The sequence below is a fragment of the Geobacter grbiciae genome (genome assembly GCF_018531165.1).
GTDB lineage: Bacteria > Desulfobacterota > Desulfuromonadia > Geobacterales > Geobacteraceae > Geobacter > Geobacter metallireducens.
In genome coordinates, this window is the sequence record NZ_JAHDIW010000001.1 from 640,471 (window position 1) to 654,318 (window position 13,848).

The following is a 13,848-nucleotide window of genomic DNA, read 5'->3' on the forward strand; positions in this document are numbered from 1 at the left end:
TATACTAATGCTGCATGCCCCCGCCTCAATGATCGGGGAAAGCTGAAACACGTTCGACAGGAGTTAACCGGCTACAGTGTGGGATTATTGTTTCCTACCGACTTTAAATATTGGTACAGGGTTTCCCGGCTGATCCCGAACTCGCGGGCAATCTGGGCTTTTTTCTCGCCGGCTGCCACCCTCTCGCGGATCGAGGCGACTTGCCCGACTGTCAGGGTACGTTTTCTGCCTTTATAAACGCCCTTCTGCTTAGCCAAGGCAATCCCCTCCAGTTGCCTCTCACGAATCAAGGCCCGTTCAAATTCAGCAAAAGCCCCCATGACCGACAACAACAGATTGGCCATTGGTGAATCGTCGCCGGTGAAGCAAAGGCTTTCCTTAACGAACTGAATACGGACGCCCCGGCCAGTGAGGGTTTGTACAATCCGCCTTAAGTCGTCGAGATTGCGGGCCAGCCGATCCATGCTGTGCACGAAGACGGTATCGCCGCCGCGGGTAAACTGCATTAAAGCCTCGAGTTCCGGCCGGCGAGTATCCTTGCCGGAAGCTTTGTCTATGAAGACCTTGTCTAATTTCATCCCTTCAAGCTGACGATCCGTATTCTGTTCAAAGGTGCTTACCCGGATGTAGCCAATATTTTGTCCGCTCATGGGCATTCTCCCGAAAACTGTCAGGATGAAGTCTAGGAGGAGATGCAATAAATGTCAACAAAAAGAAAACAGGACTCTATTCTGACGCAATTTGCAAGGGTAGTCTGACATCAGGTTAGGGTATACATTAACCTGACACACATCAAAATTTTGATGCGAGGATCAGCTTGACGGCCTCCTCGTGGAACTTACTGCGGAAGAAGTTGATTCTTCTCCTAAGGCTCTGGACATAATTGTCCAAGGTTCGAAGGGCATCTGCGTATTTGCGCCCGTGATAAAATTCAACAAATTATAAAGCCAAACCCCGGGCGACCGGGGGACGGAAAGTCACGGGACTCAGTCTGTTTATACTCTGAAAGGTTAAGCAATGGGAACCATGATTTGGAACTTCAGCCAGTCGCAGTTGTGTTTCCAGTCGCAATTGTGTCAGCCTTGCTAAAATTATCCTTTTAGCGTTATGCTGAAAAGATAACCAGGCCAGCAAGAGTGCACCACGAGTATTCCGCCATAACCATCCAATACATTAGGCGGTCATCCTACTGTTTCTGCATGCAATAAACATGCATTTGGGGAGCAGTGCCAAGGCTAGGCGTCTTTCTCCTTCAGATAGGCGTCCTTGCAGTGTTCCGAGCAGAAATAGAGCGCACGGCCGTGCAGTTCTATCCTGCACGGGGCGGCGGTTGCCGATATCGGCATTCCGCAGACCAGGTCCACGACGATATAGTCTTTCTGATAGAGAGGATGGGTTTCCAGCCGCAGGTAGGTATCGACGAATTCGAGGATCTTTTCTTCCACCCACCGGCCAACCGCTTCATCGGAACCTTCAAGCGGAAGGGTCGTCTCGTCGTTCCGTTTGTACTCCATCAGCGTGGGAAGTATGTCCAGAGTGGTGCGGACCGTCACCCCTTCACCCTTCTCACCTGGAAACAGGCCGATGTCGAGAGTTACAGTGGCTGGGAAGCGTGGTGTGTGGGAAAAGTCGCAGGAGCAGTGGAAATCGGTACCGGAATGCCGGTCGGAAACGACCGCGTTGTCGAACTGGCGCGACAACTCCACCATCCTGGGATGGACCACGGATTCCAGGAGGCGATGAGCGGCCGTGGCAAACCGCTCCCGTTGATCCAGCATCTCCTTCATCGTGCTGTCGATCTGCTTCTGTCTCTCCGCAAGTTCGTCCCGGTGTCTGTCGAGGCGCTTGCGAATCTGCTCCGATAGCTGTTTGGTCTCTGCCATGATGGTTCCTCCCTGGCCCGATGACCGTCAAGTCGCGTCAGTCCCGAAACTCGGCGTGGCACTCGTTGCACTTCCCTTCGGCCTTCTTGAAGGCGGCACTGGCGCCAGTAAGATCACCTTTTTTCGCCAAGGCCGCCGTAGCCGTTACCTCCGAACCGAAGGCAGCAGCAATTTTTTTGAATGTGCTGATTTTCTCCAGGTTCTTGTGGGGCTTCGCTTTCTTCAGGTCAGGTATGGTAGCCAGTATCTTTTCGGCCTCTGACTCGACCGTAGCGGCATCCCCTTTTTGTAGGGCACCGTTGATCTTTACCTGGGCCTGGGCATACATGGGCATCATCTTATGGAACCTGTCCATCTGGGCATCACTGTGATTTTTTCCGTGCTTTTCCACTCCGTGGGCAAAAGCGCCGCCGTGGATCATGGCAAGCGCACAGACCATAAGTAATGTTGTCTTCTTCATCGTTCATTTCCTTTCCCAAACCGTTTCAGTGCTCCTTCACTTCAAGCGCAAATTCCCCGGTCCCTTCAGCGGCGCGGCCAAGCTTGTCGATCACCTTCCAGTGAACCTTTACCGGCATTCCCGCCTTGAACAGAGAAGGCTCCCTCGGCTTCAGGACCGCAGCCATGTCGAAGACCGAGTGGTAGACCTCGCCTTCGAAAGGTTTTCCGCTTCCGTCGGCAAGGCTCAATTGGTTGATCTCCACCGGCCGGTCGAAGAAGACGTTCACCTCTTCGACCTCTGTTGCCCCCTTGTCCTTCATGGCGGTGACGCTCAGAAGCCTGGGTGGGGAGAGGGGCAGAATAGCACTTTCGTCCGGCTTTAGCGGTTGATGTTCCAGGCCACCATGTCCCAGGAATTTCCCAGCATCCTTGCCATCCACGGAGCCGCTCTCTTTTCCTTCGATCTGCACCCGCACGTCCCTGACCATGCCGAACTGGGAAAGCGTGAGGACAATTGCATCAAGCATGGCTCTTTCAACTGCAGCATCGGCTTTTGAGTCAAGGATTTCCTTGCTGAAGTTTACGGTTACGACGCCAGCCTGCTCGACAATGCCGAGGATGTGGGTGCCGGGGGCAAATGGCTGGAGGAATTCACCCTTGTAGCTCCCTACGTCCATGCCGCCGAGAAGTCGCTCCAACGCAACCTTCCTGATGCTTTCCTTGTCGAAGGTGAAGAACGGAAAGGGAACCACCTTGCCCCGCTCCTTTGCCGAAGGAAAATAGATGACGAAGGCGTAGCAGGTCCCCTTGTCGGTTGTCGGAGCAGGGCCGAAATATTTCTCATACGCCGAGGTTGCAGAAATCCGGATCTGCTTTGCCGGCGCAGTTTTCTGCTCCTTCGTACATGCAATCAAGGCGATGAGCCCAACCATTGCCATCAACAGCAAGCGAACCGTTTTCATACTGCTCTCCAGATAATAAGCAAAGGGGCGACCGACAGCCGGCCGCCCCCCTGTGCCGGCTTAACGCGGCCTGTTTAGGATTCTCAGCGTCTCGTTGGCTTCCTTCAGTTTCTTTTCAAGGGTCTTGAGCTCCTCAAGAGTATATTTATCTGCTCCCTTTTCCCTGATTTCAGTCTGGAGCTTGCCGATTCGCTGCTGAATGCTATCCACCTCCTGGCCGCAGTTCTTCAGGAGCATTTCGCACTCCTTAAGGCACTGTTCGGCTGTCTGACCGTGGGATGCACCGTGCTCCATTGCATAGACCGGAACTCCAGAGAGTAGCGTTACTGCCATGAGTGCTGCCAGCATCTTTTTCATGTCCGTCTCCTTCAGTGCGTTATGTTACTTCACCACGTACCAGAACTTCGCGCTCCGCACCTTGCCGTCGGCCAGCTTGAACTTGGCCATGACCCCGTATTTCCCCTTTTTTGCCAGATCGAAGTCAGCGCCGAAGTGCCCTTGCATTCCCATCAGGTCCTTGACCTGCTCTGATTTGTCGGGACCCTGCACCTTCACCTTCACTTCTCCCTCCGTCAGCGCCTTGCCTGACTTCGCATCATTGAACTCGACGGCGACATGGTGGGATTCCTTCATCTCCTTGGGCATCTCCATCTTCATGGCCTTCATGTGCTCTTTCATGCTCATGACCTTAAAGGTGGCTTTTACCCCGTCCACCACCTCCTCGTGGGCGACGTCTCCCCCATGCTTGCCGTGGTCCATCTTCATGGAGCCGTGGCCATGGTCGGCGGCAAGGACGGTGAGGGGGGCCGAGAGGGCGAACGTTGCGACGGCGATGATGACTGCGAGTTTTTTCATGATGTTTCTCCTTTTGATGGTGTAGGGGCGGGGTTTCCCCGCCCAGGGCGCGGGAACCGCGCCCCTACGTTGTGTATTAATGTTTCATTCCCGAATAATGCAGTTTACCCTTTTTCAGATCGCGCTTCTTCATCATCACAAAGATGACCGGCGTCATGATGAGGACGTGGATGGCCGAGGAGATCATCCCGCCGATCATGGGGGCAGCGATCGGTTTCATAACGTCGGCGCCGGTGCCCGACGACCACATGATGGGGACGAGGCCGAAGAGGGCCACCGCCACGGTCATCAGTTTCGGCCGCAGGCGGAGCACGGCCCCCTCGTAGGTGGCGTCGTAGATGTCCTGCTCGGTGCACGGGCCGTTTATGAGTTTCTTGTCCAGTGCCTCGTGGAGGTAGATGACCATGACGACCCCGGTCTCCACCGCCACGCCATAGAGGGCGATGAAGCCGACCCAGACCGCCACCGACAGGTTGTAGCCCAGGGCCGCCACCAGGTAGACCCCCCCCACAAGGGCGAACGGCACCGAGAGCATGACCATGCTCGCCTCCAGGGCCGAGTGGAAGGTGAAGTAGAGGAGGATGAAGATAATCACCATCCCGGCCGGCACGAGAATCTGGAGCCGCTGCTTGGCCCGGATCTGGTTCTCCCACTGCCCGGACCACGCCACGTAGTAGCCCGGCGGAAGTTTCAGGTTCTTTTCGAGGACCGTCTTCGCCTCCCCCACAAAGCCCCCCATGTCGCGGCCCCGCACGTTGAGAAAGACGATGGAGCGGAGCAGCCCCCCCTCGCTGTTGATCTCCGGCGCGCCGGTGGAGACCTTGAGCTTCGTCACCAGGGAGAGCGGCACCTGGGCGCCCTCCATGCCGCCGACGAGAATGCGCTGGATGGCGGGGATGTTGTCCCGGTAGTCGCGCATGTAGCGGATGCGGATCGGGAAGCGGTTTCTTCCCTCCACCGACGTGGAGAGCATCTCGCCCCCCAGGGCGGTCTCGATCACGTCCTGGATGTCGCCCACGTTCACCCCGTAGCGGGCCGCGGCCTCCCGGTCGATGTCGATGTCGATGTAGTTGCCGCCGGTGACCCGCTCGGCCACCACGTCGGCCGCGCCGGGGACGGTCTTCAGGATTCCCTCCGCCTGGACCGCCAGGTCTTTCAGGACGTTCAGGTCGTTGCCGAAGATCTTCACCCCCAGGTCGGTCCGCACCCCGGTGGAGAGCATGTTGATCCGGTTGATGATCGGCTGGGTCCAGCCGTTTCGAACCCCGATCTGCTGGAGCTTGGCGTCCAGCTCGGAGACGATGTCGGCCTTGGTGACCCCGGCCCGCCACTTCTCCTTCGGCTTCAGGATGATGATCGACTCGAACATGGAGACCGGCGCCGGGTCGGTGGAGGTCTCGGCCCGTCCCACCTTGCCGAGGACGTGTTCCACCTCCGGAACGCTCTTGATGATCCTGTCCTGAACCTGGATCAGCCGCTTCGCCTCGGTGATGGAGATATTGGGGAGCGTCACCGGCATGTAGAGGAGAGAACCCTCATCCAGCGGGGGCATGAACTCGGAGCCGAGGGACATGAACATGGGGACGGCGATGGCCAGGGCCGCGATGTTGAGGGCGATGGTGGTCTTTTTCCACTTCAGCACCCACTTGATGACCGGCGAGTAGAGCCGGATGAAAAACATGGAGACCGGGTTGGCGCTTTCCGGCGGCATCTTCCCCCGCATGAAAAAGTACATGAGGACCGGCACGAGGGTTATGGCGATGAAGGCCGAGCCGACCATGGAAAAGGTCTTGGTGAAGGCAAGGGGGTGGAAGAGTTTCCCTTCCTGCCCCTCCAGGAGGAAGACCGGCACGAAGGAGAGGACGATGATGGCGAGTGAGAAGAAGATGGCGCGCCCCACCTGCTTGGCGCTGGCGATGATCACCTCCAGTCGCTTCTCCTTCCGCTCCTCCGGCGGCAGCTCGGAGAGGTGCCGGTAGCAGTTCTCCACCATGATGACCCCGGCGTCCACCAGCACGCCGATGGCGATGGCGATCCCCCCCAGGGACATGATGTTGGAGGTAACCCCCATCAGCTTCATGGTGATGAACGAGATCAGCACCGCGATGGGGAGCGTCAGCACGATCACCAGGGAGCTCTGGAAGTGGAGGAGGAAGGCGAGGATCACGAGGGAGACCACCACGGACTCTTCCACCAGGGCGTGCTTCAGGGTGTCAACGGCCCGCATGATGAGATCGGAGCGGTCGTAGGAGACCATGATCTTCACGCCGGGGGGAAGACCCTGTTCCAGTGCCTTGATCTTCTCCTTCACCCGGTGGATGACGTCGTGGGCGTTCTCGCCGTAGCGCATGACCACGATGCCGCCCACCGCTTCCCCCTCGCCGTTCATGTCGAGGAGCCCGCGGCGGATGGCGCCCCCCAGCTGCACGGTGCCGAGGTTCCTGACGTAGATCGGCGTGCCGCGCATGTCGGCGCCGACCACCACATCCTCCAGGTCTTTGGGGGACTTGATGTACCCCTTGCCCCGGATCAGGTACTCGGCGTCGGCCTGCTCCAGAAGCCGTCCCCCCACGTCCTTGTTAGAACGCTTCACCGCCTCCATGACCTGATCGACCTTGATGTTGTAGGCAAAGAGCCGGTGGGGGTCCAAGTCGATCTGGTACTCGCGGACGTACCCGCCGATGGAGGCCACCTCGGCCACGCCGGGAACGGTGTTCAGCTGGTAGCGGACGAACCAGTCCTGGAGGGTTCGGAGCTGCTCCAGATCGTACCCTTTTCCTTCCAGGGTGTACCAGAAGACGTGGCCGACGCCGGTGCCGTCGGGGCCAAGCGTCGGGCGGACGTTGGGCGGCAGGAGCGAGGCGGCGTAGTTGAGGCGTTCCAATACCCTCGTTCTCGCCCAGTAGATGTCGGCCTTGTCCTCGAAGATGACGTAGATCATGGAGAAGCCGAAGGCGCTCGATGCCCGGACGGCGCGCACCTGCGGGAGCCCCTGGAGGTTCACCGCCAGGGGGTAGGTCACCTGATCCTCCACCACCTGGGGCGAGCGTCCTGGGTATTCGGTGAAGACGATGACCTGGTTGTCGGAGAGGTCGGGGATGGCGTCCACCGGCGTCTTGTAGACCGCCCAGACCCCCCACGCGATGATCAGGGCGAAGATCATCAGGATGATCACGCGGTTGCGGGCGGAATATTCGATGATTCTTTCAATCATTGAGAACCTCCGGGACCGGGGACCGGGGACCGGTAAAAGCCCTTAAAAGCGCATTTACCGGTCCCCGGTCCCTGGTCCCCGAATTAATTACATTTTCATGTCATCCATGTTCAGGCCGTCTTTCTTGGGAGCCGCGGGGGCCCCATGTCCTTCGTGACCACCCGGCGCAGGGGCGGTGCCTTTTTCGTCCGGCTTCGCTGTCTCGATAAAATAAAGTCGTATACTGGCGGTTATGTAATATCAGTGGGTTATGAGACCGATTCTTAAGATTATAAAAAATAAAGTTGTATACTGGTTTTCGGTCTCCCGAAAAAGGCTTGAAAATAAAGTTGTATACTGGCCGTAATATTCTGGAATTATTATATATTCTTGCCGCCTCAGCCTGATTGGTGGACAGCTGAACATCGGCGTGCAATTTTGACCCGGCATCGGCGCTAGCTTGACCCACCCCAAAACGAGATATCAGCAGTTATAGAAAGTGGGGGGGGCAATTTCGACGCCGATGAGGGGCAAAATTCGACGCCGGTCAACACACTATTTGTAAGGAGAACTGCCATGCGCGATTTTTGTGATGCAGACCGGAAGAAAAAGAGCGGCAGGATCACGCTACCGGAAAACCCGAGTAATCTCTCCGAAGAAGTCCTGGTACAGCTGGAAAACGCCGTGAAAGCGGCCGTGAAAGACGGATACGTGAGTTGTCCGGCAGGCTGGAAGGTGGCCGGCAACGTGGGTGTTTCCCGCCTTGATGTGGGGGCGATGATCGACAAGCTCAGCATCCGCGTGACAGACTGCCAACTCGCCTGCTTCGCGGTGTCCAAGACTTCGCACCTGGGCTCGGCGACAGAACCGGTCAGCGAAGGGGTCGCCAGCCGCGTCGAGGCCCTAGAGGAAAAGGGGGAACTCACCTGCGTCAACGTCTTCGCCCTCGCCAGCGAACTGAACGTGAAGCCGATGTCCGTTGCGAACGCGGCTAATGTCAAGGGGTACAAGATTCGGCAGTGCCAGCTTGGCTGCTTCTAGCAACATTCGTCGGGGTCGAGGCTGACTCGCGAGTCTCTTGAAATGACCAACCACCGTACCAATTGCCACTCCCTGCTCACACTCTCCATTGGGACCATGCTTGCAACCCTAGGCAGTATCAGGTTTTTGGACGAACCGATTGCCGTGGCGGTCATGCGTATTCTCAGCTCGCACCGCGCCCTGCATAGTGCCACTGCCAACTTGCCGGATACCTTGCTGTACCTGGTCTGTATCGGCACGTCATCCATGTGGCTGGCCTACTTCTACCTGGCTCGGCGTCAAGGCAGTGACCGGCTTCTGAGCTTCCTGCGGCTCGCCGCCACGGCACTCCCTTTTTCCTACCCGATCAAGGCGTTTCTCCAGTTCGCCTTCGGCCGGACCAATACTCGGCTCTGGCTGCTCAACGGCATGCCGCTCCGATTCGATTGGTTTCATGGTTCAGGGATCGGTTGTTTCCCTTCCGGACATATGGCCGTTTTTGCCGCATTCGGAGCCGCTGTCTGGTACGAGTATCCATTTTATCGCCGATTTGTGGTCTCTGGACTTGTCCTGCTCGCGGCAGCGTTAATCGTTACGGATTACCACTTTTTGAGTGACGTGATCGCCGGTACCTATCTCGGTTTCCTGGTGACCGGCATCATACGGTGCCTGCTGAAACGGCGGATTCCCGTGCCGTGGGTTACGCAATAACACGATGATCCGCATCTTCCTCCAAGGTTGATAATCATCTGAAAGGCACCTCCTGGCATAACGAGGAGGTAAAGCTTCCTGATATGCTGTAAAGAGCCCAATCTTTACTAACAGGAGGTGCCCGATGAAACTGTACGCCGGAATCGATCTGCATTCAACCAACAGCTATCTGGCCATCATCGACGCTGATGGCAAACGCGTCTTCAAGGAGAAGCTGCCCGACAACCTCGCCACCATCACCGAACGGCTATCCTTGTACAGCGGCACGCTTGAAGGTACGGTGGTCGAATCTACCTATAATTGGTACTGGCTGGTCGACGGCCTGATGGCGGCAGGCTTTGCCGTACACCTGGCAAACCCAGCCGCCATCCAGAAGTACAGTGGGCTCAAACATGCCGACGACAAGCATGACGCCTTCTGGCTGGCCGAGACGCTGCGGCTCAACATTTTGCCGACGGGGTACATCTACCCCAAGGATGAGCGACCGATTCGCGATCTGCTCAGGAAGCGGAGCCACCTGGTCAGGTTGAGAACCTCACTGATGATCAGTCTCCAGAACATCATCAGCCGCAACTGCGGATTCAAGCTGAAACCTGATGACCTCAAATGCCTAAGTGACAATCGGGTTGCCCCACTACTGGAGGGCAATGAGGATCTGGCGAAGGCGGGGCAGGCAAGCAAAGAGGCCATCGACGCCCTGACTCGGCAGATCCGGACCATCGAGTCATTCATCGAAAAGCGGCTCAAACTCAAGGAGGCGTACCGGCATCTGCTGTCGATTCCCGGTATCGGGCGAATTCTGGGGTTGACCATCATGCTGGAAACCGGCCCCATCGAGCGCTTTGAAAACGTCGGCAATTACGCCTCATACTGCCGGGCGGTCTCGTCGAAATGGATCAGCAACGGCAAGGCAAAGGGCAAAGGCAGCAAGAAGAACGGCAACAAATATCTGTCTTGGGCATTTTCCGAGGCCGCCGAATTGGCCCGACGCTTCGGTGACCAGGCCAGGGCTTTTTACAACCGCAAGCTGAACAAGACTAACTTTATGATCGCCCACTCAGCCCTGGCCCACAAATTGGCGCGAGCGGCATACTACATCATGAGGGATCAGGTTCCGTTCCACCCGGAGAAAATATTCACATAAGAACTGGCTGGGGCGGGGACCCGGGATGTGGGTTGGCTAACAACCATAAAATTTGAAATACCCCCATGGACACGACCTGGAACCGAAGGTTTTCTGGTCCGCGGAGAGCGGAAGGGGATGCGGGTAGATGTTTCGCCCACGATCCTTGATCCTGATGGGTGACTGGTGCAGCTACGGCTGACATCGCAACAAGAACGAAATAGCGGCACAGGTAACGAGATCGGTGACCAACGTCTGACGGGCAGCCGGGTGGGAGAAGGGGCAGATCGAGAAACAGGTCGGCTTTGTCCGGCAACGATTCTTCAACCAACGCCGCAAATTTGCCGGCCTGGAGGAGCTGAACCAGTGGCTTGCCGACCAGTGCCGCACCTTGGCGGCAGGCCACAAGCATCCTGAGTTTCCCGACAGGACCGTGGCCGAGGTCTTTGCCGATGAGCAAGAGCACCTGGTGCGGGTCAAGGTACCGTTCGACAGCTACCGGGAGACCACGGCCAGGGTTTCCTTCACCTCCTTGGTCAACTTCGACCGCAACCGCTACAGCGTTCATGCCTCGGCCGTGGGAAAGACCATCGCAGTCAGGGCCTATGCCGACCGGCTCATCCTTGTGGCGGACGGCCAGACCGTTGGGGTCCATGTGCGGCAGTTCGGCAGGAACAAGACCCTCTTCGATCCCTGGCACTACCTGGAGGTACTGAAACGCAAGCCGGGAGCCCTCAGAAACGGCGCCCCCTTCAAGGACTGGGAACTGCCACTGCCGCTTAAAGAGGTCAGGGCGGCGCGGCTCAACCGCCATGACGGGGACAAGCAGTTTGTCGGCATCCTCTCCGCCGCTCTCACCCATGGGCTGGAGGCCGTGGTCGATGCCTGCGCCGAGGCGGTTGCCGCCAACACCATCAGCCGGGATGTGATCCTGAACATCCTCTCCCGTACCGGAGAGGAAACAACGTCTGAGCAGTGCGCAGCTCCATCGCATCTGCCGCCACTCAAGATGCCGCCTGTGGCCGACTGCCGCCGCTACGACCAACTGCTTGCCGGAGGTGCCCATGCTGCGTGAGCGGATCATCACGGCCATGGGGGCATTGAGCCTCTACGGCATGAGAAGCGTCATCGCCCCCTCGCATTGTATCCTTTTCGTAATACTCGTCATCGTCATTGACAGCCCAGAGGTCGCGGCTCCCCTTGCCGGTCAGGTTGGCCGCCGCCAGGAGGCCGGTCAGCATCGAGTGGTCCATGTTGTTGTAGCGGTGCATTCCGTTGCGACCAACCTGCTGGAGGTTTCCGAAACGCTCCAGGTATTCCCGGAGGGTGGTGAGCGTCTCCTCGAACCCTTCGTCGTAGACCGGATACGCCTTTGGCATGCGGACCACCACCCCCTCCACGACCTTCTCCCGCGGGGCTATGCCGAGGGCCGTAAGCTCCGCGGCGGCGAGTCCGACGAGGTCGCGGTCGGCCATAGTCCAAAGCCCGTCCCCCTCGAAGCAAAAGTACTCCATCCCCAGGCAGGACCTGGTCCGATCAGGAACCAGCTCCGCGCTCCAGTTGCCGAAGTTCTGAATGCGCCCAACCCGCACCGTTTCGTCATGGATGTAGAGCCAGTTGTCCGGGAAGAGCTCAGTTGCGTCTATGATGAGGGCCACCGTCAGGAAATCCCGGTATCTCAGGCGGCCCGCGGCGACTGCGATGTCGGAGGAGGGGGCCGGGTCGAGCGCGTGGAACAGCTGCCGCAGCGGCATCGACGAGATGACGTGGGAAATATCGAACGACTCCTCCCTCTCCCCCGAACGGACCACGATGCGGCGCACGCGCCCCCCTTCATGGACCACTCCCGTCACGCGGGTGAGCAGGCGGACCTCCCCTCCGCCAGCCACGATCCGCTCCCGCAGCGCGTCCCACATCATGCCGGGTCCCAGGCGCGGATAGTAGAAGTGGTCGGTGAGCGTCCTGATTTCCCCCCGCCAGACCGGAAAGAGCATGGAAAAGACCGCCGTCCGGAGCGACAGTCCCTTGATCCTCTGGGCCGCCCACCTGGCCCCGATCTCGCTGCAGGGGATACCCCAGACCTTTTCCGTGTAGGTCTTGAAAAACATCCGGTAGAGGCGCCTGCCGAAGCGGTTCGTGACCCAGTCGGCGAGACTCCGTTCGGGGCTTATAGGGAAGAGCCTGCCCCGGGCATAGCTTGCGAGGATCAGCAGGCTCGAGGTCAGGCCCAGGTTCCGGAGGGTGTTCAGGGGTTTCAGCGGATAGTCGAACAGGCGTTCCCGGTAGATGATGTGCGACAGACGGAGCCGCTCCAGGAGCTCGTCGCCGAGAAGCGACCGCCACAGGTCGAGGACGGACTTCTGTTTCGTGAAGAAGCGATGGCCGCCGATATCGAACCGGAATCCTTTGTGCTCGATGGTCTGGGCAAGGCCGCCGATCCGGCCGTCCTGCTCGAACACGATGACCGGCACGCCGCGACGGGTCAACTCGTAAGCGGCGGCGAGCCCCGCCGGTCCAGCGCCGATGACGGCGACGGGTGCTTTGCATGGTGGGTTTTCACGCTCGTTCATCATGACTCTTCCGGCCGTGACCGGCCATTCCCCGCAAACCCGCTCTTCGCTGCCAGGTTCCGCATCCCCCGCTTCAGGTGGACGGCGAGCGTTTCGCGAAGGAACGCAACCCGGTGCCGGGCAGTGAGCGAGACGTTGGTTGTGCAGGTATAACAGCAGGGCGACGAAACGACGCACGCGGCGACGGCGCCCTGCCGAGCGACGACCCGTTCCCATGCTGCTGCGATACCTTCGCGGCGCAGATCGGCCACCGGTGCATGCTCCAGGCAGACCGCCAGCTTTCCGTCCGCATGGAGGTCGAGATAGAGTCGGCCCGCGCCGCACGGCCCGACCGGCTTCCCCTGAAGGTAATCGGCGGCCAGCTCGTAGAACCCGCTGTACTCCCAGAGAGGTTCCCCCCGGCGCCGCAGATGCGCGAGCTCCCTGAAGACCTCCGCCATCCGCGCGCGCTGCTCGTCGCCGGGGGCGAGAGCGGGGGCGTCGGCGCTATGCTGACGCCCGGCGCCGAGGTTGACGGGGAAGACCGAGAGGTACATGCCGCGCGCGCGGGCGAAGTTGAGCATCGCGAATGTCTCTCCCCAGTTCTGCCCGCTCATGGTGAAGTTGACCTTCAGGGGGACGGGAAGGCGCGCATCCGAAAGCCGTCGGACGTTGGCCAGAACCGCGTCGAGGGAACGGCTCCCGCGCAGAACGGCATAGATGTCAGGGTTCAGCGAATCGATGCTGACCGCCAGCTGGACGATTCCCTCTGCCCGGCCGAGGGCCCGGACCACGTCATCCCGCCACACGGTCCCGTTGGTGGTGACGCTGTAGAGGAGGCCGAGCCGGTCAAGGAGGGCGAATATCCCCGGAAGGTCGTCCCTGAGAAACGGCTCGCCGCCCGAAATCTCGACGAGCAGGATGCCGAACCGTTTCAGGTCGGCGAAAATGCGCTCCAACTCGGGGATATCCAGCTCGTCGGCCGGACTCCGCCAGACGTTGCACATGGGGCAGCGCTCGTTGCAGCGGTTCGAGACGTTGAAGCTCAGAAAAGTCGGCTTACAACGCTTCATCCGCCAAAGAACGCGTAAATACACTGCCATTTTTCCAT

Annotated in this window: 13 protein-coding genes; 4 read left to right on the top strand and 9 right to left on the bottom strand. The window is 58.9% G+C overall.

Features of this window, described 5'->3' with window-relative positions; all coding sequences use genetic code 11:
- Positions 1 to 71: 71 nt before the first annotated feature.
- The 7 genes from KJB29_RS02860 to KJB29_RS02890 form a co-directional block, all read right to left on the bottom strand.
- Positions 72 to 650 carry a recombinase family protein gene (locus KJB29_RS02860; RefSeq protein ID WP_215733282.1) on the bottom strand — a complete coding sequence of 193 codons (579 nt, stop codon included), beginning with the start codon at positions 648 to 650 and terminating at the stop codon, positions 72 to 74.
- A gap of 585 nt (positions 651 to 1,235) precedes the next feature.
- Positions 1,236 to 1,883 (bottom strand): YHS domain-containing protein, encoded by a 648-nt coding sequence (locus KJB29_RS02865; RefSeq protein WP_215733283.1) that lies wholly within the window; start codon positions 1,881 to 1,883, stop codon positions 1,236 to 1,238.
- 37 nt (positions 1,884 to 1,920) lie between these two features.
- Entirely contained in the window at positions 1,921 to 2,343 is a 423-nt protein-coding gene (locus KJB29_RS02870; protein ID WP_215733284.1) for a cytochrome c, read from the bottom strand.
- Positions 2,344 to 2,368: 25 nt separating this feature from the next.
- Positions 2,369 to 3,286, bottom strand: coding sequence for a GerMN domain-containing protein (locus tag KJB29_RS02875; protein WP_215733285.1), 918 nt, complete (start codon positions 3,284 to 3,286; stop codon positions 2,369 to 2,371).
- Positions 3,287 to 3,346: 60 nt separating this feature from the next.
- Positions 3,347 to 3,643, bottom strand: a complete 297-nt coding sequence (locus tag KJB29_RS02880) for a coiled-coil domain-containing protein (protein ID WP_215733286.1) — start codon at positions 3,641 to 3,643, stop codon at positions 3,347 to 3,349.
- 24 nt (positions 3,644 to 3,667) lie between these two features.
- The gene (locus KJB29_RS02885; protein ID WP_215733287.1) at positions 3,668 to 4,141 is read right to left on the bottom strand and encodes a hypothetical protein; all 474 of its coding nucleotides are present in this window, start codon (positions 4,139 to 4,141) and stop codon (positions 3,668 to 3,670) included.
- Between the two features lie 76 nt (positions 4,142 to 4,217).
- Positions 4,218 to 7,355 (bottom strand): efflux RND transporter permease subunit, encoded by a 3,138-nt coding sequence (locus tag KJB29_RS02890; RefSeq protein ID WP_215733288.1) that lies wholly within the window; start codon positions 7,353 to 7,355, stop codon positions 4,218 to 4,220.
- Positions 7,356 to 7,910: 555 nt separating this feature from the next.
- Here KJB29_RS02890 and KJB29_RS02895 point away from each other — a divergent pair.
- The 4 genes from KJB29_RS02895 (at position 7,911) to KJB29_RS02910 (ending at position 11,263) form a co-directional block, all read left to right on the top strand.
- Complete coding sequence (locus tag KJB29_RS02895; protein ID WP_215733289.1) at positions 7,911 to 8,375, top strand: hypothetical protein; 465 nt, start codon at positions 7,911 to 7,913, stop codon at positions 8,373 to 8,375.
- A gap of 42 nt (positions 8,376 to 8,417) precedes the next feature.
- The gene (locus tag KJB29_RS02900) at positions 8,418 to 9,065 is read left to right on the top strand and encodes a phosphatase PAP2 family protein (RefSeq protein ID WP_215733290.1); all 648 of its coding nucleotides are present in this window, start codon (positions 8,418 to 8,420) and stop codon (positions 9,063 to 9,065) included.
- 124 nt (positions 9,066 to 9,189) lie between these two features.
- Positions 9,190 to 10,209 (top strand): IS110 family RNA-guided transposase, encoded by a 1,020-nt coding sequence (locus KJB29_RS02905; protein ID WP_215733291.1) that lies wholly within the window; start codon positions 9,190 to 9,192, stop codon positions 10,207 to 10,209.
- 370 nt (positions 10,210 to 10,579) lie between these two features.
- Positions 10,580 to 11,263 (top strand): Mu transposase domain-containing protein, encoded by a 684-nt coding sequence (locus tag KJB29_RS02910; RefSeq protein WP_215733292.1) that lies wholly within the window; start codon positions 10,580 to 10,582, stop codon positions 11,261 to 11,263.
- Here KJB29_RS02910 and KJB29_RS02915 read toward each other — a convergent pair.
- Both KJB29_RS02915 and KJB29_RS19205 read right to left on the bottom strand, forming a co-directional pair.
- Positions 11,193 to 12,758, bottom strand: a complete 1,566-nt coding sequence (locus KJB29_RS02915) for an NAD(P)/FAD-dependent oxidoreductase (protein WP_281412895.1) — start codon at positions 12,756 to 12,758, stop codon at positions 11,193 to 11,195. The genes KJB29_RS02910 and KJB29_RS02915 overlap by 71 nt on opposite strands.
- The gene (locus KJB29_RS19205) at positions 12,758 to 13,810 is read right to left on the bottom strand and encodes a radical SAM protein (RefSeq protein WP_246560133.1); all 1,053 of its coding nucleotides are present in this window, start codon (positions 13,808 to 13,810) and stop codon (positions 12,758 to 12,760) included. The genes KJB29_RS02915 and KJB29_RS19205 overlap by 1 nt, the downstream gene beginning before the upstream one ends.
- Positions 13,811 to 13,848 lie beyond the last annotated feature (38 nt).